Annotated in this window: 19 protein-coding genes, 1 tRNA gene and 2 pseudogenes; 13 read left to right on the top strand and 9 right to left on the bottom strand. The window is 65.1% G+C overall.

Translation table 11 applies throughout. The features are described 5' to 3' along the window. Window positions 1-47: 47 nt before the first annotated feature. On the top strand, window positions 48-689 hold the full coding sequence (locus IT779_RS21360) for a hypothetical protein (RefSeq protein ID WP_196151129.1): 642 nt from the start codon (window positions 48-50) through the stop codon (window positions 687-689). Between the two features lie 390 nt (window positions 690-1,079). Here IT779_RS21360 and IT779_RS21365 read toward each other — a convergent pair. Then, window positions 1,080-1,153 (bottom strand) — tRNA-Gly (locus tag IT779_RS21365). Window positions 1,154-1,346: 193 nt separating this feature from the next. Here IT779_RS21365 and IT779_RS21370 point away from each other — a divergent pair. The 5 genes and pseudogenes from IT779_RS21370 to IT779_RS21390 all read left to right on the top strand — a co-directional run. Beyond that, entirely contained in the window at window positions 1,347-1,820 is a 474-nt protein-coding gene (locus tag IT779_RS21370) for an ESX-1 secretion-associated protein (protein WP_196151208.1), read from the top strand. Beyond that, complete coding sequence (locus IT779_RS21375) at window positions 1,817-2,113, top strand: WXG100 family type VII secretion target (protein ID WP_196151130.1); 297 nt, start codon at window positions 1,817-1,819, stop codon at window positions 2,111-2,113. Before IT779_RS21370 ends, IT779_RS21375 begins: the two co-directional genes overlap by 4 nt. Window positions 2,114-2,117: 4 nt before the next feature. Further along, window positions 2,118-3,626 carry a hypothetical protein gene (locus tag IT779_RS21380; protein WP_196151131.1) on the top strand — a complete coding sequence of 503 codons (1,509 nt, stop codon included), beginning with the start codon at window positions 2,118-2,120 and terminating at the stop codon, window positions 3,624-3,626. 2 nt (window positions 3,627-3,628) lie between these two features. Next, the gene (locus tag IT779_RS21385; protein ID WP_232541963.1) at window positions 3,629-4,297 is read left to right on the top strand and encodes a pentapeptide repeat-containing protein; all 669 of its coding nucleotides are present in this window, start codon (window positions 3,629-3,631) and stop codon (window positions 4,295-4,297) included. Between the two features lie 202 nt (window positions 4,298-4,499). Further along, window positions 4,500-4,966 (top strand): annotated as a pseudogene (locus IT779_RS21390) (IS30 family transposase); the annotation flags it as partial. Window positions 4,967-4,977: 11 nt separating this feature from the next. On the opposite strand, the gene IT779_RS21395 reads toward IT779_RS21390, so the two are convergent. The 4 genes and pseudogenes from IT779_RS21395 to IT779_RS21405 form a co-directional block, all read right to left on the bottom strand. Further along, a complete protein-coding gene (locus tag IT779_RS21395; protein WP_196151133.1) occupies window positions 4,978-5,259 on the bottom strand; it encodes a DUF7683 domain-containing protein in 282 nt (93 codons plus the stop codon). A gap of 37 nt (window positions 5,260-5,296) precedes the next feature. Then, window positions 5,297-5,368 (bottom strand): annotated as a pseudogene (locus tag IT779_RS39100) (colicin E3/pyocin S6 family cytotoxin); the annotation flags it as partial. Window positions 5,369-6,092: 724 nt separating this feature from the next. Continuing rightward, the gene (locus tag IT779_RS21400; RefSeq protein WP_196151134.1) at window positions 6,093-6,734 is read right to left on the bottom strand and encodes a hypothetical protein; all 642 of its coding nucleotides are present in this window, start codon (window positions 6,732-6,734) and stop codon (window positions 6,093-6,095) included. A 658-nt stretch (window positions 6,735-7,392) separates the two neighbouring features. After that, window positions 7,393-7,818, bottom strand: coding sequence for a hypothetical protein (locus IT779_RS21405; RefSeq protein ID WP_196151135.1), 426 nt, complete (start codon window positions 7,816-7,818; stop codon window positions 7,393-7,395). Between the two features lie 129 nt (window positions 7,819-7,947). Between IT779_RS21405 and IT779_RS21410 the strand changes: the two genes are divergently transcribed. The 3 genes from IT779_RS21410 to IT779_RS21420 all read left to right on the top strand — a co-directional run bounded on the left by IT779_RS21410 (window position 7,948) and on the right by IT779_RS21420 (window position 8,698). After that, complete coding sequence (locus tag IT779_RS21410; RefSeq protein WP_196151136.1) at window positions 7,948-8,091, top strand: hypothetical protein; 144 nt, start codon at window positions 7,948-7,950, stop codon at window positions 8,089-8,091. Window positions 8,092-8,178: 87 nt separating this feature from the next. Next, on the top strand, window positions 8,179-8,379 hold the full coding sequence (locus IT779_RS21415) for a hypothetical protein (RefSeq protein ID WP_232541968.1): 201 nt from the start codon (window positions 8,179-8,181) through the stop codon (window positions 8,377-8,379). Between the two features lie 157 nt (window positions 8,380-8,536). Next, window positions 8,537-8,698 (top strand): hypothetical protein, encoded by a 162-nt coding sequence (locus IT779_RS21420; RefSeq protein ID WP_196151138.1) that lies wholly within the window; start codon window positions 8,537-8,539, stop codon window positions 8,696-8,698. Window positions 8,699-8,775: 77 nt separating this feature from the next. Here IT779_RS21420 and IT779_RS21425 read toward each other — a convergent pair whose 3' ends face one another. Beyond that, window positions 8,776-9,597, bottom strand: coding sequence for a phosphatase PAP2 family protein (locus IT779_RS21425; protein WP_196151139.1), 822 nt, complete (start codon window positions 9,595-9,597; stop codon window positions 8,776-8,778). A gap of 505 nt (window positions 9,598-10,102) precedes the next feature. Between IT779_RS21425 and dcd the strand changes: the two genes are divergently transcribed. Next, window positions 10,103-10,702: a dCTP deaminase gene (dcd, locus tag IT779_RS21430; protein ID WP_196151140.1), complete on the top strand. Its 600-nt coding sequence runs from the start codon at window positions 10,103-10,105 to the stop codon at window positions 10,700-10,702. A gap of 87 nt (window positions 10,703-10,789) precedes the next feature. On the opposite strand, the gene IT779_RS21435 is transcribed toward dcd, so the two are convergent. Then, a complete protein-coding gene (locus IT779_RS21435) occupies window positions 10,790-11,272 on the bottom strand; it encodes a hypothetical protein (RefSeq protein WP_232541930.1) in 483 nt (160 codons plus the stop codon). 279 nt (window positions 11,273-11,551) lie between these two features. Between IT779_RS21435 and IT779_RS21440 the strand changes: the two genes are divergently transcribed. The 3 genes from IT779_RS21440 to IT779_RS21450 all read left to right on the top strand — a co-directional run bounded on the left by IT779_RS21440 (window position 11,552) and on the right by IT779_RS21450 (window position 15,870). Next, window positions 11,552-12,892 carry a helix-turn-helix domain-containing protein gene (locus IT779_RS21440; RefSeq protein ID WP_196151142.1) on the top strand — a complete coding sequence of 447 codons (1,341 nt, stop codon included), beginning with the start codon at window positions 11,552-11,554 and terminating at the stop codon, window positions 12,890-12,892. Between the two features lie 56 nt (window positions 12,893-12,948). Beyond that, window positions 12,949-14,196: a pyridoxal phosphate-dependent aminotransferase gene (locus tag IT779_RS21445; protein WP_332838895.1), complete on the top strand. Its 1,248-nt coding sequence runs from the start codon at window positions 12,949-12,951 to the stop codon at window positions 14,194-14,196. Between the two features lie 390 nt (window positions 14,197-14,586). Next, window positions 14,587-15,870, top strand: a complete 1,284-nt coding sequence (locus IT779_RS21450; RefSeq protein ID WP_196151143.1) for a YibE/F family protein — start codon at window positions 14,587-14,589, stop codon at window positions 15,868-15,870. A 357-nt stretch (window positions 15,871-16,227) separates the two neighbouring features. On the opposite strand, the gene IT779_RS21455 is transcribed toward IT779_RS21450, so the two are convergent. Further along, complete coding sequence (locus IT779_RS21455; protein WP_232541931.1) at window positions 16,228-17,688, bottom strand: Hsp70 family protein; 1,461 nt, start codon at window positions 17,686-17,688, stop codon at window positions 16,228-16,230. 233 nt (window positions 17,689-17,921) lie between these two features. Beyond that, window positions 17,922-19,244 (bottom strand): UDP-glucose dehydrogenase family protein, encoded by a 1,323-nt coding sequence (locus IT779_RS21460; protein ID WP_196151144.1) that lies wholly within the window; start codon window positions 19,242-19,244, stop codon window positions 17,922-17,924. Between the last annotated feature and the right edge of the window lie 27 nt (window positions 19,245-19,271).

The following is a 19,271-nucleotide window of genomic DNA, read 5'->3' on the forward strand; positions in this document are numbered from 1 at the left end:
AAGCCGCCCGGAGCCTCCGCCATCTCCACCCCTGAAAGGAACCAACCATGTCCAGAGTCCAGAACGCCGCGCGCATCCTCGCCGACACGAAACTCAGCCGTCTCGACATCAACGCGGCAGCCGAACAGGTGATGTCGCGGCAGCACGGAATCTCCGTCCACTACGACTACGAGACGCTGGAGGGTCAGAAGGTCGGCCTCGCGGTCACCGCGAGTTCGACGTACGCGTTCATGGAGTGGGCGCGTCGCCTCGATCTCCGGATCAACGGCCACAGCACCGCGCTGTGCGACGCGCTCGCCGTCGGGTCCGACTACGACGAGCGCGACGGCGTGTGGACCTACCACTGGCCGGGGCTTGAGAATGTAGAGCCTCCTGTACGTCTCGCGGAGACCGAGTTCCAGCGCGGCGACATCCATACGGTCACCACAAGGCTGTGGCACCAGCAGCACGCAATCGAGGACATCTACGGCTACGAGACCTTGGACGGTGAAACCGTGGCGCTCGGCATCCAGTTCCAACGCATCTCGACCCTGCGCGAGTTCATCGACCGCGTCGACGACCGGTTGAACGGAACCGGCGAGCTGGCCGACGATCTGCGCGCCGGAGCGCACATCGACATCCATTTCGACGCGCAGGTGGTCTACTGGCCGGGTTTGCAGTTCGCCGAGCCGCTGGACGACGTCGAGTAGTCCCGCGCGCCCCGTGGAGCCGCCCCGTCCTCGCTCGCGAGGGTGGGGCGGTCTGCATTCGGTGGCCGGTTGGTGGGTGCTGAATGGCGCGCTCTGGCACGACGACAAGAATTTTCAGTGATGTGCATCACATCACAAGTTCTGTTTCTCGCAGGTGCAGAAATCGGCAAAAACACGACATGACCTGTAGTGTTGTGGCGCTGGCAGGTGTAGCCGAATGTCATCCGCAGTCGTGCGGATCGGCCGAGGTAGGCCCGGAGGAGGCTCCGGAGCGTCCTGCGCGGCAGTGTCGTGAGAGGTCGCGGCGCTGTCGGCTACACCTCTGGCTACACCAACGAGGAATCTGGAGTGAGCATGATGCTCGAAACCGCCCCTGACCAGGGGCGCGAGTGGAGCCGACGACGGGAATCGAACCCGCGCTGTCTGCTTGGGAAGCAGAAGTTCTGCCATTGAACTACATCGGCACGCGCGTGAGCGCGACCGCCAGCCTAGCAGACCAGGCGCTATGCGACGCAAGTCCCGAGGTTCAGAGGCTAGACCAGGCCCTGAACGGGTCTGGTAGCGGCGCCCGTGTCCCACGGCCCGTTCACCATCACTCTTGCGGGCGCTGACAGGGCAGCGTCGCACTACGCCACACGATCTACGTGGCTGGTGGCCATGAACCGACAACGCATCCGCTGCGAGCAGGCTGGAACCAGACCTGAAGTCGTTGGCCTGTGCTGTTCGCATCAGGTGAGTTCGGTCGGCCGATATTGCGGATCGACAAGTGGGATCCGTAGCATCACCGAGGTGAGCGATACGGGGGACGCTTCGTTTTCGGGGCAGGATCTCACGGTTGTACCCGAGCGGGTTCGTGAGGTCGGGCGGTATGTCTACCAGTTGTCCGAGGCGCTTCGTTCCGCGGTGGATTCCGCGGCGCGCGACGTGGATGGTGTGGTCAGCGGTACCTGGACCGGTGCCCTGGCGTCGGAGTTCACCGCTGGGTGGACCGATGTCCGCGGGGGTGGGGATCAGATCATCACCGCTTTGGCGGAGATGGCGAAGAAACTCGGTGTCACTGCCGAGACGTATGAGGTTCGTGACGAGAACAACGCGTCCGGGTTCGGCGGTTCCAGTCTGGATCTGCCATGAGTGAGTTCTCCGTCGATATCGCTGACCTGGATCAGCTCGTGGCTCGCCTGTCCGGTCTGGCCGGGTTCATCGAGGACCATCTCGATGAGATCGATGACAAAGTCGCGACACTGACCGGTACCGGCTGGGAAGGTGTCGCCGCGCAGGCATATTCCGACGCGCACCGGCAGTGGGCGACCGGTGCGCGCGAGTTCACCGACGGTGTCCGGGCCATGAGTGACGCGGCGAATCGAGCGCGCCTGCGGTACCGCACCGCCGCCGATATCAACAAGCAGATGCTCCAGAGCGGCTGATCTGGTGGGAGACACCTGGATCATCGACTCCGGCATGTATTTCGACGCGTCGAACAAATGCCGGCAATTGGCAACGGATATTTCGCTGGCGTTGGGGCCTTTGCAGCGCGCGCTGGTCAACGACTGCGGCGGGATGGCCGGGGACCACGAAAAGTCCCAACCGTGGACGACCAGCTATGACCAGCATGCTCGCGACATCGTCACCTTGGCCGCAGCACTGTGCAATGCGCTGCAACGTTTCGGTGATGTCTTGGCGGCCAACGGCTACAACTGGTGGCATTCGGACCGTACTCACGCCACTGGCGCGGAACCTGCCCGCCCGAAAACTTCCGAACCTCTCTACGACTCGGGTATGGCGTTGCCTGCCAGCGCCAGTGGTAACAACGGTGAGGGAATAGACACCTCGATCGCTGGTCTCATGGAGCAGGTTGGAAGGATCCCCAACGGGGACGTGACCAAGCTCGGGATCGCCAAGGATGCGTGGAAGACCTTCGCCGACAACGCCACCATCACCGGCGCCGCCGACCGCATCAACGGAGTAAACGTCAAGTTCTCCGACAGCAGTGACCCCAATATCGCCGATATCGAACAGAAACTGGGCACGCTGAAGAACGCGGCGAAACTGCTGTCCCAAGCGGCGACAGGGCTGGCGGGGCCGGTCAAGGACCACCACGACGCCCTCGAGACGATGCGCAACGATGTCGAAGCAGCCGTCGCCAACGCCGCGAAGGAGATCGCTGGTGCGATCGTCATTACCGTTGCGGTGGTCGGTGTCGTGGCCTTCTTCACAGCAGGTATGGCCGCGCCTGCGGCGGCCGCCGGTGGCGGTTTGGTCACCGCCGAGATCGTATCCACGACGGCCACACTCATCCGGACCACCGTCACCGCCAGTCGTGTGCTCGCGCTGTTCGGAGCAGTCGTCGTCGCTGGAAGCGCCGGTGGTGTCTTCACTGCCATCCCTGATCTCACGCAGAACGGCATCAACGCCGCGATCGCTGGCATCGCGGCCATGGCGGTCAAGATCGTCGACGACGATGAGGAGAGCGCAGGCCCCGCCAACTCCAGTAACACGCCCGGGACCAGTGACTACGGCAGGCGTGTGCAAGAGCTGGCAGCGGACCCCGCCAAGAACGGCAAAGTGAGTCCCCAGTCGGAAAGGGAGGCCGAGGTCGGACTCGCACTGGAGAATGCCGGACGTGTCGGGCCTCTCGAACGAGCCCCACTCGGAGCCAACGGCGAGGATCAGGGCGAGTTCATCGACACGAAGACCGGGCAGCGGTGGGATGTCAAGAGCTCACCGGATGTGATTCCCGACTATCGGCCGGCAAGTGTCGCGGGCCAGCCGATACAGAACCCACAGAGTGAGCAGGACTTCATCGATATGATCGAGGACTCCCTCGCCGACGGCGAGAGCGTGATGATCGATCAGAGCGGTATGACCCCCGCTCGCATTGCCCAGCTCAAACAGGTCGTTGCCAATAATCCGCAATGGCAAGGAAAGGTGCTCTGGTGACCATGACCTCAGCGCAGGATGGCTCGCTCGGTGGTGTTCGCCGCTGGCCGTCGAATCCTGCGGCCCAGCGCGCCTTGGTCGATTATCTGAAGGTATTGCCCGCAGATCCCGATGCCGATAGGAACAGTTCGTCGCTGTTCAGTGGATATGGACTGGATTTCACCGGAGCGGATCTGTCCGGGCTCGATCTCTTGGGTGCCGAACTCAGCCAAGCGATTCTGACCGGGGTACCGCTCGTCGGGGCCGATCTGTACACAGCTTGGCTTACCGGCGCGACACTGGTCGAAGCTGATCTCAGCCTGGCTGACCTGCGGAAGGTCCAAGCGCGTGGATGCCGAGCGCGCGGGGTATCGTTGCGTGGCGCCGACCTGCAACGTGCTGATTTCAGCCAGTCCGATCTGCGGGGAGCCGATCTCGGCGATTCCCGCCTGCAGCGAGCCACGCTATCCGGCACCGACCTACGTGGAGCATCTTTTCGTCAGTGTGTGTTCGGGCGAACGAGGCTGTCTCGCGCCCGGCTGGCGGGATGTGATGTCACCGGCTCCAGCGGTCTGGTAATCGGCCCGATTGATCTCGGGTCGGATGAGGCACACCTACTGGATGGTCCCGATCTCCGTGAGTGGTTCACCGCGAACGGCGCAGTCGATGTCGAGGTTCACCAAGCCGCATAGACTCGGGAGTCACCAGCCTCGTGAATTCACCGGGTCGGTAGCCGCATGCTCCTAGAACGACGAAGGGTGAACCGTCGAATTATCTGGTGGTAGCGGTTCGTGGTCGGGGTCAGCTGCCTCGTAGCGTGCCCTAGGAGACCAGGCGGTTCGACTCGTGAACCGTCTGTCGCCCTTGCTGGTTGACTTGCCCGTGATGTGTCTGCCGCGCGCTCGGTCCAAACGCGTCTTATGGGCTCACATCACCCCCGGGGTACTGATCGGCAACCGACCGGCCGAGGCCGAGGACCGCGCGAATCCGGACCATTGGGAGGGTGACTTGATCATCGGCACCGATCGCTCGGCGATCGGGACTCTTGTCGACCGGTCGACCCGGTTCACCGTGCTCGTCCACCTGCCCCGCGAGCAGGGATGGAGGCAGACGGCGCCGGTCAAGAACGGTGTCACGCTCAGCGGCTACGGGGCGTCCCTGTGCCGATGCGCAAGTCGCTGACCTGGGACCGGGGCAAGGAGTTGTCGGCCCACGCGAAGTTGACATCGAAGACCGGTGTCCCGGTCTTCTTCGTCGATCCGCACAGTCCTCGGCAACGCGGAACAAACGAGAACACCAACGGCCCTCTGCGCCAATACTTCCCCAAGGGCACCGATCTGTCACGGTGGACAGTGAAGGACGATCGAATGGGTCACTCGCGGTAGAAGCCGACCTGATATTCATACGAGGTGTCTGTCGTGAAGGACCCGTTGATATGCCGAGTGAGATTGCTGGCCTGTGCTGGAAGCAGGTCGTATCCATAGATCTCGGCATTTTCGTCGATACCGAGCATCTTCTTCAAGTCTGAAACATCGATACCTTGCAACGGATATTCGGCAACTAGCAATCTTGTCTGTTTGTCATAGACCTCTAGATAGTTAATCTGATTCTCCAGTTCTCGGATCGTGTTGGCCGGAGTCGGTCCATCCATCATCTGCCTGGCTTACGCGAAGGGTCGGCGGGCTTGGTTCTCACTCCAGTGCCGGGTCGAACTCGCCTAGATAATTGCCATTCTTGACATACGCCTCGACCTTCCCGTGTTGGTAATCTCACTTATACGATTTCCCCTTGTGGTCCTCCCAGCGCTGCCTATAGCGCGGCCCATCTTCTTGGCCAGCCTCGCCTTGGGAAACCTGGCAAATTGCCTTTTGGTGCAGGGGCATAGCTGTGGTTGGCCCTGCACCCTCCGGTACTGGCGTTGAACTGAGTCGGATTGGCCTCGAACAGGGGTTGCAGTTCTGTGGTTACCCAATGACAGCCGCGCCGGTGGCGACAGTGACAGCTGCGGCGACAGCTGCGGCGGTTTCGAATCCAACGAGAACGGTGACTATTGCGACACCAGCGGCACTGCCTGCGGCGGCGGTAGTTTCGGGCGGTGCAGTTTATCAGGCTACATAGGCTCGTGAGTCACAAGTAGTTGGTGGGTTGCCGCACCGGAGTTACGGCAGGCTGCGGGGCTTCCGTAAGCTGAAATCGCCCGATGTTCTAGGCGTTCGGTTCGAGGCATACGCAAGTACGCGGACACGATGTTCAACTCATATCATCCGAATTCATTCCCTTAAGAAATCGCTGAATTCGAACCGAAGAGCTCCGCTGAATCGGAGCTGATTTCGGTTCTGTGGAGCGCTTTCGAGCCGCGATCCGAATCCAGGGCTACCTGTAGTTCAGCTGCGACTGGGTGTCCACTCGCTACTGCGTGACCGAACGGGCGGCAGCTTACCGACAGTTGTTCGAGTCAACCGTTCATCGGGGAGCTGCCGCTGCGCGTCAGCCGCCGTAGGGGTTCATTCCCTGCTGGCATCGGATGTATTTCGTCACCAGGTCGTCGGTGGGTGACATTCCGGGCATGGGGGCGTTCAACGCCATGCCCGCTCCGACGAGACCTCCGATGATGGCCCCGGCGAGGACTCCCGGCATCAGCAGCGGGAATCCGAGCAGCGCTCCGACGACCATTCCGATCGATGTGCCGAGTGTGGCATTCCAGCAGTAGATCCGCTGTTCGGAGGTCAGCGGCTCGGCGGCGATTTCCGCCGGTCCGGCCGAAGTTATGGAGACCGCGCGATCGGAATCGGTGATTCGCGCCGTGAACGACACGATTCGATCGGCCAGGCGGAGGGTCAGCGGGACCTGTCCGATCAGCTGTCCGGAGTCGTTGCTGATGTTCAGCACGCGATCGTTCAGTATGAAGCGGCCGCCGTGGACCGCGACGTCGAGCGCGTATGTTCCGTCGGTGGAGTGTGATACGGCATAGTCGACTCCGGACTCGGTTCCGCGGGTTTGTTCGATCGCCGCGGCGGAGAGCTCACTGCCCGGCCGGGTGTCGGTCGGTGCTCCTGCAGCGGTACCCGCAACGACCGCCGTGCTCACTGCAGCCAGCAGCGCCGTGACGGCAAATCGCTTGAACTTCACTGAATTTCCCTTCAAGTAAACGACACCGCGAGATGGATGGGCTGCATCGTGCCCCGAGCAGTTCATCTCGTTTCGGTGAATGACCATGAGCCGCATGGCAGGTGGAACCGTCGACAGCGTGGGTGAACTACCGAGACTGCCGGATGCGCTCTGATTTCCTCCCCAAGAGGCAGCCCCTCGCTGCCCGGGCAGAACCGTAGCACAGCTGTATCGATCATCTGGAAGCGTTGAAGGAGCGGAAATTACAGAGCAGTCTTGGGCGGAACGGTGGATGGCGTCGCCACCTTCGGCCGCGAGCACATCTCGAGGTCGGGGTAGCATCGGCGATCGAGCGGAAGGGGGTTCTCATGGGGATGCGCGTTGTGAGTGCCGGGACCGGTGGTCCGGATGCGCCATAGAAGAGTGCCCAGTGGGTGAGGTGCCGTCCGCTCTACGACGAGCGGTACCTGTTCGTGCGAGCCCATCGGCGTTTTCGCGAGGCTATGGGGCTGCATCCCGACCAGCGTCCGTCCTTCGGCAAACCTCGAGGCCGATCTCGACCTGATCACACCGGCATCGACACCTCGACCGCGTCGGCATGCCCGAGAACCGATATCTGGTGATCGTGGGCGCGGCGGGTTTCAGGGGAGTTCTATTCGGGTGGGTTCCGGGATGCTGCTCATCGGACTCCTCGGCTCTGGCACTGATCGCGGCTCTTGCGGGCGCCCCTGACGATATCTGCGGTGCGCTGGGCCATGAGGTCGGCGATTCGCTGGAGTGCGGCGCTTCTGGCGGCGAGATCTTCGCCGGTTTCGATGACCTTGTCGACGAATTTCGCGGCGCGCTCGGCGGCCAGGACCCGGTCGACATATCGCTTCATCTTCACCGCGAGCTTGCCCGCTTCGGCGGCGGCGGTGCCGAAGCCCGCTGCCAACGCGAGGATCGCGGCGCGATGGGCGCGGCAGGATCCGGCGCGGTCCTTCTGGTCGAGCAATATCGGTAGGTTGGCCATGCCGGGTTCGGAGGCCAGTTCGTCCCACGCGTCGGCGGCGGTCTGCACATCGTTCGGTTCGCCGTCGGGCATCGAGACGCCGAAGTCCTCCAACGCCGAAACCGCGAATCCGACGTCGTTGAACAGGTCGCTATCCGCCCGCAGCGGGCTGCGGGCGGATGCGCACAGCCAACGCGGGCGACAACCGCGCGGGTTCGATCGATTCCGGGCGGATGGCCTGTTGTGCGCAAGATTTCCGCGCTGATCGAGGTGGTCGAACAGCTGCCGTCGACCTACGTCTGGTCACTGTCGGAGGGTTGCGCGAAGAAGACGGGCTGGTCGGTCCTTCTGGACTGGACTTTTCGGGCGGATGGTCGAATGCTGTGATCGCGCGCTGATCGGCGGCGCTGATCGACCTCTTCGGGGGCGGGATATGAGGGAGAGATCGGGATGCGGCGGAGTCGGGTTCGGGTGGTGGCGTTAGTGGTCGGTGCGGTGTTGCTGGCGCCGGGGGTGGCGGCTTGTGGGAAGTCGCAGCGGTGGTGTGAGTTGGATCGGGGGGATGTGCTGGTGGAGAACTGGCATTGCGAGCAGAATCAGCCGGGGTACGAGTGGGAACCGGATCACGACAAGCCGAAGTCGAAGAAGAAGCCGATCAAGACAAAGAAACATTGACGGTCCGAGGTGGTCCGCGGCGCGAATTCGGCGCGATGTCGGTGTGACGTCGTACCATGCGAAGGAAGCATCGGCGTCTGGGTTGCTCCCGGCCGGTGGTCAAGGTGCGGACGCCGTCATATCGGCTAGCAGCCGCAGATCAGAGGAGGCTCGACGAATGAGTCAGGAAGACGGGCGTGTGCCCGGACTGTTCAGTCACGAAAACGTCGCCCCCGAGGTGTACACCGCGGTGGATCCCAATGCCGCGCATTTCCGGCCCGTATTCAGCGGCGCCGAGGATGGGTACTTCAAGGCGCAGGCGGTCGACGGCGACGGGTAGTCGTCTATAGCCGTGAAGGCATATTGCCTGGTCATGGCGTTATTTGACGCGGCCATCAGGTCGCGGGGCGCAGGAATTCAATGCTTGTGAATTCTCGGTCGGTAAGCCGTGCGCGAATCGCGGCGGCTGCCGGTCGGAGAATCTCGCCCGCGAATCGGTTCATCGATTTCGGGGCATTCGGTTCGCGTATTCATGGTCGACTCGGTGAGCGCCGGGTGCGGCGGATCGGTGTTCGTCGACGGCGGGGAATCTCCCGCCGATGCCTCGGTGTCCGCCGGTCCGCCGGAGTCCGCGCGTGAGCGGCGTTTCGCGTACGCGTACACGCTCACGCAGGTCAGCACCCACAGTGCGCCGATGGACCATCCCGCGAGCACGTCGGTCGGCCAGTGCACCCCGAGGTAGATGCGGGAAAGCCCTACCGCGGCAACGAAGATCACCGCCGCGGCGGCGGCCGCGATTCGGGCGGCCGTGCGGTGCAGGCGCGGGATCAGCGTCACGGCCATGATGCCGATGACCGCCATGGTGCCGAGGCTGTGCCCGGACGGGTAGGACAGGCTGGGTTCGTACGCGAGGCGGTCGACGGCGGGCGGGCGGGAGCGGCCGACGAGGCGTTTTCCGGTGAAGGTGAGCACGCTCGCGCCGATGCCCGTCAGGGCGATGAGCAGGGCGTCACGTCGGTGACCGCGCCACAGCAGGGCCGCGCACACCAGCGTCGTGATGACGGTCAGCACCAGGGTGTCGCCGAGTACCGTGACGGTGCGCGCGAGCACGGTGAGCGCGTCGGTGCGGCGGGCCACCGTCCAGTTCGAGATCTCCGGGTCGATGCGGGCCAGTCCGCTGTCGCGCAGGACGTCGTGGGTCAGTACCGCGACGAAGACCACCAGAAGTGTCGCGATCACGCCAAGGCTCGGTATGGACCCTCGTCTGAGTGTCGAGTTCGGATTCGCGGCCATACTCTCAACCCTCCCCGTTCATGCTGACAATTCGCTGTGAATGCCATCGAGGTCGGGTGGCCGAGGATGAAGGTGCGGTTTCCGGAAACTCGAGTGCTGCTGCTGGGTTGCCGGATGGCGCGCGGTGAAACAGTCGATTCGGGACGGGCCGACGATGGGCAGCGTGCCGCAGGCGTAAGTCACCTCGGGCGCACCATGCGGGCAGTAGTTCGGCCGCAGTGGCGGCGGCGCGGGATATGCGCGCCACCGCACGCGAGTATCGCCGCCGCGGAAGCGCGTATTCGGCCGCCGAGTGCTCGCCTCGGCGGTGCGGACAGCGGGGCGACGGTGGCGTCTCGGAGCGCGCGCGGCTGTGCGTCCCGGCCAGGCCTTCGGGTGCGCCGCATCGGTCGCGATGACGGTGACGTGGCCGCGCGGATCCAACAGTCGGGCGGGGCGCTACGCTCGTCGCGTGCTGCTATCCGATCGTGACATCCGCGCGGAGATCGCCGCTGGGCGTCTCGGGGTCGAGCCGCTGCTGGAGAACCTCATCCAGCCGTCGAGCATCGATGTGCGTCTTGACCGGCTGTTCCGGGTCTTCGACAACACGCGCTACACCCATATCGATCCGGCGCGGCGCCAGGACGAGCTGACCAGCCTGGTCGAACCTGCTGATGGCGAGCCGTTCGTGCTGCATCCCGGCGAGTTCGTGCTCGGTTCCACACTGGAGATCTGCACGCTGCCCGACGATCTGGCGGGCAGGCTGGAGGGCAAGTCGAGTCTCGGCAGGCTCGGGCTGCTCACCCATTCCACGGCGGGTTTCATCGATCCCGGGTTCAGCGGGCACATCACGCTGGAGTTGTCGAATGTGGCGAATCTGCCGATCACCCTGTGGCCGGGGATGAAGATCGGGCAGTTGTGTCTGTTCCGGTTGACAAGTCCGGCCGAACATCCCTACGGCAGTGCGGCGGCGGGCTCGAAATATCAGGGGCAGCGTGGGCCGACGCCGTCGCGTTCCTACCTCAACTTTCCGATCTCACCCGATGTGATGGCCACCATGGAGGCCCGCTGACAGACGGAAATCCGGTGCGGATCCGCCCCGTCGACTGGGGAGCGGATCCGCACCGGATCTCGGTGGGCGGCGGGGACCGCGACGCATTCAGTCCCCGCCGCCCGCTCCCACCGCCAGCGCGGTCGTGACGACCGCGGAAAGCGGGGGGAGTGTGCCGCCTCGACCTGGCGGGTCGACCCAGAAGCACCCTTCCCGGGTCCACCGGCCGAGGCCGGTCGGCAACATCAGGGCACTGCCGATGGCAGGTATGCCGATATCGAGTCGGTCGAGGACCTCCAGTACCTGAGCGCCCGGCCTGGCATCGGGCTCGGCCAGGAAACTCCATCGGATCTGCCTGGCCAGCACGGGACCCCTCGTCCCTTGCTGTTCCAGTGCCGCCCTGACCTTTTCGGCGCGGACGGTGGGCAGATGGACGGCACAGACGCGACCGCTGACGGGTAACATGACGAAGCCGCCACGTTCGGTCACCGGTAGCCCGTACTCGTTCCGGTAGAAGGCCACCCAGTCATCGATTGTCCTGAGTCCGTCCGCGTCGGCGGACGAGTCCGCTTCACGACCAACTCCGTTCACGGCCAACTCCTTGCCTTCTGTCATCAAGGGTCGCCCGTGTGAGGCGGACACGGTATCGCCCGCATGCCCGCCTTTTGCTGCCACTTCGCTGCCCCTGGCCGGATTCCGCGCACCTGCCGACGGCATCGGCGGTGTCATCGCATATAGCAACTCCGAATTGGTTGTAGCAGAGGGCACAAACCCCTCGTACCCTGGATGAAGAGTCTCGTCGGAAGGGATGTCATCGTGGTCCGGCAATGGTCAGGTAGAGAGACCCGTGCCCTTCGCGATGCCAAGCGCATGAGTATCAGGGAGTTCGCCGCTCACCTGGGAGTGCACGAACGCCTGGTGTCCAAATGGGAGGCGGGCGGAATCCGGGTGCATCCGCGCCCCATCAACCAAGCCGCCTTGGACACCTCCCTGGCGAGGTCCGACGATGTTGTGCGGGCACGTTTTGCGGCGCTGATCGATCAGCCGTTGATCGATCGACCGGACGCGCCGGGAACCGAACCGGGTCCCCTCGTCGGGGCCAGGGCCAATTATTCGAGCGACGCGGACCTACTCGCGCTCATCGACGCCGGTGCGATGAGAGGCGATGCGTTGGCGGCGATTTCGGAGAGGGATCTGATCATGGCGGCTGCCCACGAGGCGAGCGAGCACGCCGGACAGGCCGAGAGCACCAATGTGGGTGCCACCACATTGGAACAGCTCGATGCCGATGTCATGCGCATCGCGAACGACTACGTCCATATTCCGCCCGTGCCGATGATGGTGGAGATGCTGCGGGTGCGCAGGCGGGTGTATCGGCTGTTGGAGGGCCATCAGCGGCCCGCCGACACCAGCCATCTGTACCTACTCGCGGGCACGTTGTCGGGTTTACTCGCCAACGCGAGTACCGATCTCGGGTACTACGACGCCGCGGGCGAACAGATCAGGGCGGCGTGGGCCTACGCCGAGTTGTGCGGGCACAACGGCCTGCGCGCCTGGACCAAGGGCATGCACGCGCTCATCGAGTATTCGGCGGAGCGTCCGAGGCGGGCGGTGCTGCTGGTGCAGGGCGGCCACGAATTCGCCGAGTCGGCCACCGCGCGGGTGCGGCTGTTCACGATCGAGGCCAGGATCTGGTCCAAGATGGGCAGCGCGGACGACACCGATCGCTGTATCCGCGCCGCCGAGGCCGCACGGGAATTCGACGCCACCGACGATCTGCACGACTCCATCGGCGGCGTCTTCGGCTTCAACGACGCGAAGGCCAACTATTACGCCGGCGCAACCTACGTCCATCTCGGCCTCGCCGAACCCGCGTTGAGCGCCACCCGCCGCGCCATCGACCTCTACGCGAACGGTCCGTCCCAGCAGCGTTCCTACGGCGCGGAATCGCTGGCGCGGGTCGACAACGCGGCCGCGCACCTGATCAACGGCAGTCTCGACGGTGCGAGCGCGGCGCTCGCCCCGGTGCTCGGCCTCGACGAGGACAAGCGCATCGCGCAGTTGGAGGAGCGGCTCACGGGGGTGCGCAGACGTATCGCCTCGCCCGCGTTCCGCGCCGCGAGCGAGGCCCGACTACTCGACGAACGGATCGAGGAGTTCTGCGCGAGCACCGCCGCCAAGGGCATCCCGCCGGGCGATTCCGCGTCCTGACGGCGCGCCTGCCGCGTGCCGGAAATGCGGTTGCTCGGGGATGGCACCATGGGACCGTGAGCCCGAGTCATCTACCGCATCATCCGCCGCGTGTGCTGGAGCAATCGACCAAGCTCCAGAACGTCGTCTACGAGATCCGTGGACCGGTACACGCGCACGCGGCTCGACTCGAGGCCGAGGGGCATCGCATCCTCAAACTCAATATCGGCAATCCGGCGCCCTTCGGATTCGAGGCGCCCGACGTGATCATGCGCGACATCATCGCCGCGCTGCCGCACGCCCAGGGCTACTCCGAGTCCAAGGGCATCCTGTCGGCGCGCCGGGCGATCGTGACCAGGTACGAGCTGGTGCCCGGCTTTCCCGAACTCGACGTGGACAACGTCTACCTCGGCAACGGCGTGTCCGAGCTGATCACCATCACCATGCAGGCGTTGCTGGACAACGGCGACGAGGTGCTCATTCCCGCGCCGGACTATCCGCTGTGGACGGCGATGACGAGTCTGGCGGGCGGCACACCGGTGCACTACCTGTGTGACGAGTCGATCGGCTGGCAGCCCGATATCGCCGATATCGAGTCGAAGATCACCGACCGGACCAAGGCGCTGCTCGTCATCAACCCGAACAACCCGACCGGCGCGGTGTACTCCACCGAGGTGCTGCAGCAGCTGGTCGACCTGGCTCGCAAGCATCAGTTGCTGCTGCTCGCGGACGAGATCTACGACAAGATCCTCTACGACGACGCCAAGCACATCTCGCTGGCGAGTCTGGCCCCGGATCTGCTGTGCCTCACCTTCAACGGACTGTCCAAGGCGTATCGGGTGGCGGGCTACCGTTCCGGCTGGTTGGCGATCACCGGTCCCAAGGAGCACGCCGCGGGTTTCCTGGAGGGCATAGATCTGCTCGCCTCGTCGCGATTGTGTCCGAATGTGCCCGCGCAGCACGCGATTCAGGTCGCGCTCGGCGGGCATCAGAGCATCGAGGATCTGATCCTGCCCGGCGGTCGGTTGTTGGAGCAGCGGGATGTGGCCTGGGAGCGGCTCAACATGATTCCGGGGGTTTCGTGCGTGAAGCCGAAGGGCGCGCTGTACGCTTTTCCCCGTCTGGACCCGAATGTGTATGAGATACGCGATGATTCGAAGCTGGTCCTGGATCTGCTGCTGCAGGAGAAGATCCTGATGGTGCAGGGGACGGGTTTCAACTGGCCGAATCACGATCATCTGCGGATCGTGACGCTGCCGTGGGCACGGGATCTCGCGGTCGCGATCGAACGCTTCGGCAACTTCCTTACCAGTTACCGTCAGTAACAGGTAGTTCCTCGCTGGCAACTGAAGCGCCCTGCTTACGGGGTAAAAACAGACCCCGCGTTGAGATTGAGGCGAGATTTGCTGTTGGACTAGCGCATAACTCTATGTTTTGTGTACAGTGGCTCTCGGCACTTCGAGTGCCCGGCCAAGTTGTCTACCCCCCCTGGACAACCTGGCCTCGGGCCCGGCCGCCTACCCCCCTGGGCCGCCGGCCTGTGGGCGGCGGAGACATCCCCCTGCTCTCCGCCGCCCCCTCCCGAATCTCTCCCGCTCTCCGAATCCTCAGGTCGAGGATCGCGTTCACGCCACGCGATCTTGAAAACCGAATCCTTTAAGCTCGGCACCGGGTAATGCCTTCCCCAGGCATGCGACGGACAAGGTAGGAGCCCGGTGACCGACCACCATCACCACCACCATCACGACCATTCCGAACCGCTCGCGATCAGCGCGACCGCCGCCCGCGTGGTCATCGGGCTGCTCACGGTCATCGGTGTCGCCGTCGTCATCGGGGCTATCGCGCTGTGGCCGAGCGCGCAGCACGTCGACATCCCGCTGCCCATGCAGAACGCGGGCGGCGGCGCGGTGCAGACCGAAGCGGGCACCGTGGTGGTGCAGGACGTCGGCCCCTGCGGCAGCCCGTCACTGGGCAAGGTGTTCGCCGACAAGCCCGAAGCACCGCGCAACAACGCCTACACCTGCCAGCGCAGCCTCATCACCATCGACTCCGGTCCGCATCAGGGCAACCACACCCTGTTCGAAATCGCGCCGGGCCCAGGACAACCCGACCTACGCGCGGGTGACGAGATCCGCCTCGTGCGCCAGACCGACCCCAACGGCACACCGATGTACTCCTTCGAGGACTACTCGCGCGGACTGCCGCTGACCCTCATCGTGATCGCGTTCGTCGTGGTCATCATCGCCGTCGCGCGCTGGCGCGGACTGCGCGCGTTGCTCGGTCTCGTCTTCGCCTTCGCGGTGCTCGTGATGTTCCTGCTGCCCGCCCTGCTCGACGGCAAACCGGCCGTTCCGGTCGCACTCGTCGCGGGCGCGATAATCCTCTACGTGGTGCTGTATCTCGCGCACGGCGTGAACCTGCGCACCAGCTCCGCGCTGCTCGGCACGCTCACCTCGATGCTGCTCGCCGCCGTGCTGTCCTGGGTCGCCATCGAGATCACCCACCTCACCGGACTTTCCGAGGAACAGAACACCAACGTCGCTACCTACATCCAGCACGTCAGCATCACCGGACTGCTGCTCGCGGGCTTCATCATCGGCACGCTCGGCGTGCTCAACGACGTCACCATCACTCAGGCCTCGGCCGCCTTCGAACTGGCGGCGTTGGACGAATCTGCCTCCCGGCGTGAGGTTTTCACCGCAACCATGCGCGTCGGGCGCGACCATATCGCCAGCACCGTCTACACCCTCGTGCTCGCCTACGCGGGCGGCGCGCTGCCGCTGCTGCTGCTGTTCAGCGTCGCGGGCCGCTCCATCCGCGACATCCTCACCGGTGACGCGGTCGCCATCGAGATCACCCGCTCCGCGGTCGGCGGTATCGCCCTTGCCCTTTCGGTCCCGCTGACCACCGGCATCGCGGTCCTGCTCGCCCGGCCGTTCGGTACGAAACAGGTTCAGGCGCCACCGCAACGGCGACACGCCAGGCATGCGCGGAACTGAGGCGCTGCCTGCGAGGGAGCCCGACGAGCGCGATTGCTGCGGCGTATCACCGACGACGAGCGCGACATCCGGCTCGCAGGTGAGCTCCCGCGCGAACTCTGTCGAATGTCTCGGTCGAGCCGACGATCACACCTGCACCGATCTCGCGCGCCAGGTCACAGGTCGCCCAACCGAACTCGCGACCCCGAGCATCGAAGGCCGTCACCGCGCTGAGCTGGGACGCCGCCACAGCCCGGCAGGATTCGTGACGTCCGGTATCGGCTGCTCGCGGTCGAGGCGGAGGTCTGCGCCGAAGTGGGCTCGAGTGCGGTGGGATGTTCGAGTTCGTTCCGGTCGGATCCAGCGCCGGAATCGCGGTCAGCGCGGCGCTTGCGGGAAGAACTCCGGTGGGATCGTCGGCACCACGATCGGCGGGAGGCCGGGCACCACGAAGGTGTTCGGCCCTTGGGAGGGAGGTTCGGGCGCTTGCGCCGTCTGCTGACGGGTCGGCGGCGCGATGACCGTGGCCTCGGTTTCCGTTGTGGTCGCTGGGGTGCCGATGATCTGCGGTTCCAGCGTTGTGGTGCGCGGGATGCTGGTCGGTGGCAGCGAGGTGGTGCCGTCGCTGCTGCTGCTCTGCGAATCGCGTTCGAGGACCTGCGGGCCGTAACCGAGGCCGAGACCGATGGCGGCGACCACGGCCAAGGCGCTCACCGTGAGTACCGCACCGTTGATTTCGCGCTTGCCGCGTCCGCGCTCACCGGCCAGCCATTCCGACGAGATCTCCTCGTGCGGCCGCTTGCGCGGTGCGCGCGCCGACCAGTCCTGGAGTTCGTGATGGCCTATCCAGTCCTCGCCCGCCGACTCGTCGGCGAGTCCGTGCTTGCGCGACCTGCCCTTCTTCGGCGGCGCCGAAAGCCAGGCCGGGGACACCGTGTCCTGATCCGTGGCCATCGCGGCGGGCGCGGGCACCGCCGCCGGACGCACCGGACGCGCCAGCATCGCGGCGCCGCGGGCTGTCACCGTTTCCGGGCTCTCCGGCACGATGACCGGCACACCCATCCAGCGGTCCAACACCTTGGCCACCAGCGGGATCCTGGCGCAGCCGCCGATCACCAGGACGCCGTGTACCGGACGGTCCGACCGAACGATCACATCGCGCGCCATCCGCGCCGACGACTCCACCGCGAGCATGATGAGCGATTCGAAATTCTCCTGGGCCAACAGCACGAGGCCCTGCTCGCTCGGTAACGCCACCGCGGTGTTGCTGGACAGCTGCTCCTTGGCCTCGCGGCACAGCGCGTCCAGCGCCGCGAGCCCGGCGGGATCGGCCGGATGCGCGATCCGGCCCGAGGCGATCTGCTGTTCACGGATCAGCGAATCCAGGTAATCGCCACTGATGTCACTGGTCCGCTCGGTGTGTCGCACCTCACGGGTCTGGGTGTCGACCACGCTGACCGAAAGTCCGGAACTGCCGAGGTCGTAGACGACCAACGAGGAGATGCCGCGGATATCGCCGGTGGACTGGGCGAATTCGACGGCGGCGAAGATCTCGGGCACCAGCTCGTAGTTGGTGATCTGCTGGCGCGCCATCGCCGCGCGCACCGACCTGGCCTGCTGTTCGCTGCGGTAGGTGATCGCGGTGGCGGTGATCTCGGGCACGGACTCGAGCGCCATGCCGACGGCCTCGGCGGCCAGATCCTCGGCCGGGGTCTCGATCACCGGGAGGGTCTGTAAGTCGAAGGCGTGCGGCTCGACATGCCCGTGCGGAATTCCGGCGTGCGGTCGCGCCATACGGACGGCGCCGGCCCCCACCGAAATCCCCAGTACCGAACTCATCAGCTGCCCATCTCGTTTCACGCTCCACGACAAGCGAGCCGGCACCGCCGAGGACGGAGGGCCCACCTCGAACGATACCCGGTCGGCGCTGGTGCTCCGGCTTCGCTGTGCCCGATCACAAGTCTTTCCGTGTCGTCCTGGGCGAAACGCTCGAGTTCGAATTGCTGGAGTTCGAAGCGCTCACGTTCGAATTGCTCACGGACGGCGGGAGTCTGTTCTCGTCGCAGGTAACTCTACGGTGTACCGAGTCCGGCGTACACCCATCCGGCCGCTCGCCACATGGCCCGATCGAGACAGTTGCGGCCGTCGATGATCGAGCGCGCGCGGACCACCCGGTCCAGGTCGTGCGGGCGCAGCGCGGTGAACTCGTCCCATTCGGTGAGTACGAGCACCACGTCGGCGCGGTCGCAGGCCTCGGCGACCGAGGTCGCGTAGTTCAGGGTCGGGAAGACCCGCCGCGAATTCTCCAGCGCTTTGGGGTCGTAGACGGTGACGACCGCGCCGTGCAACTGGATCATGCCCGCGACATTCAACGCGGGAGAGTCGCGCACATCGTCGGATTCCGGTTTGAAGGCCGCGCCGAGCACCGCCACGTTCGCGCCGAGCAGCGAGCCGCCGCAGGCCCGTGCGGCCATGTCGACCACCTTGGTGCGTCTGCGCATGTTGATGTTGTCGACCTCGCGCAGGAAAGCGACCGCGTGATCGGCGCCGAGTTCACCCGAACGCGCCATGAACGCGCGGATGTCCTTGGGTAGGCAGCCGCCGCCGAATCCGAGTCCCGCGTTCAGGAATCGCCTGCCGATCCGGGCGTCGTAGCCGAGCGCGTCGGCGAGCATGGTGACATCGGCGCCGGTCGCCTCGCACACCTCCGACACCGCGTTGATGAACGAGATCTTGGTCGCCAGAAAGGCATTGGCCGAGACCTTGACCAGTTCGGCGGTGGCGAGGTCGGTCAGCAGGAACGGGACGTCGGCCGCGATCAGTTCCGCGTAGATCTCGCGCACCAGTTCCTCGACCATGGCGGCGCCGTCGCGGGAACCGTCGACGCCGAGGACCAGCCGGTCCGGGCGCAGCGTGTCCTGCACCGCGAAACCTTCGCGCAGGAACTCCGGATTCCACGCCACCTCGACCCCCGCCGAGGTCAGCGCCCGCGCGCGGACGCCGAGCGCGGCCGCGGTGCCGACCGGGACCGTCGACTTGCCGACGATCACCGACGGCCGCTCGAGCAGCGGCGCGAGTGTGTCGACGACCGCGTGCACATATTTGAGGTCGGCGGCGTACTCGCCCTTCTTCTGCGGGGTGCCGACGCCGAGGAAGTGCACGTCGGCGTGCGCGGCGGCCTCTTCGTATGAGGTGGTGAACCGCAGTCGGCCCGTGTCGAGGTTGCGCCGCAGCACACCCTCGAGCCCCGGTTCGTAGAAGGGGACGACTCCGTCGGAGAGTTTCGCCACCTTGCCGGGGTCGACATCGACGCCGATGACGTCATGTCCGAGTTCGGCCATGCACGCCGCATGCGTGGCACCCAGATATCCGGTTCCGAAGACTGTGCATCGCATGATCGATTGGTAAACCTGCCCGATGGC

Origin of the sequence: Nocardia bovistercoris, assembly GCF_015674855.1 — a bacterium.
Lineage (GTDB): Bacteria > Actinomycetota > Actinomycetes > Mycobacteriales > Mycobacteriaceae > Nocardia > Nocardia bovistercoris.

What these genes read in the sequence shown, in the direction of transcription:
- IT779_RS21360 (WP_196151129.1), top strand. Translation starts at nt 48, where the DNA reads ATGTCCAGAGTCCAGAACGCCGCGCGCATCCTCGCCGACACGAAACTC.
- IT779_RS21370 (WP_196151208.1), top strand. Translation starts at nt 1,347, where the DNA reads ATGAACCGACAACGCATCCGCTGCGAGCAGGCTGGAACCAGACCTGAA.
- IT779_RS21375 (WP_196151130.1), top strand. Translation starts at nt 1,817, where the DNA reads ATGAGTGAGTTCTCCGTCGATATCGCTGACCTGGATCAGCTCGTGGCT.
- IT779_RS21385 (WP_232541963.1), top strand. Translation starts at nt 3,629, where the DNA reads ATGACCTCAGCGCAGGATGGCTCGCTCGGTGGTGTTCGCCGCTGGCCG.
- IT779_RS21395 (WP_196151133.1), bottom strand. Translation starts at nt 5,259, where the DNA reads ATGATGGATGGACCGACTCCGGCCAACACGATCCGAGAACTGGAGAAT.
- IT779_RS21420 (WP_196151138.1), top strand. Translation starts at nt 8,537, where the DNA reads ATGAGTCAGGAAGACGGGCGTGTGCCCGGACTGTTCAGTCACGAAAAC.
- IT779_RS21440 (WP_196151142.1), top strand. Translation starts at nt 11,552, where the DNA reads ATGAGTATCAGGGAGTTCGCCGCTCACCTGGGAGTGCACGAACGCCTG.
- IT779_RS21455 (WP_232541931.1), bottom strand. Translation starts at nt 17,688, where the DNA reads ATGAGTTCGGTACTGGGGATTTCGGTGGGGGCCGGCGCCGTCCGTATG.
- IT779_RS21460 (WP_196151144.1), bottom strand. Translation starts at nt 19,244, where the DNA reads ATGCGATGCACAGTCTTCGGAACCGGATATCTGGGTGCCACGCATGCG.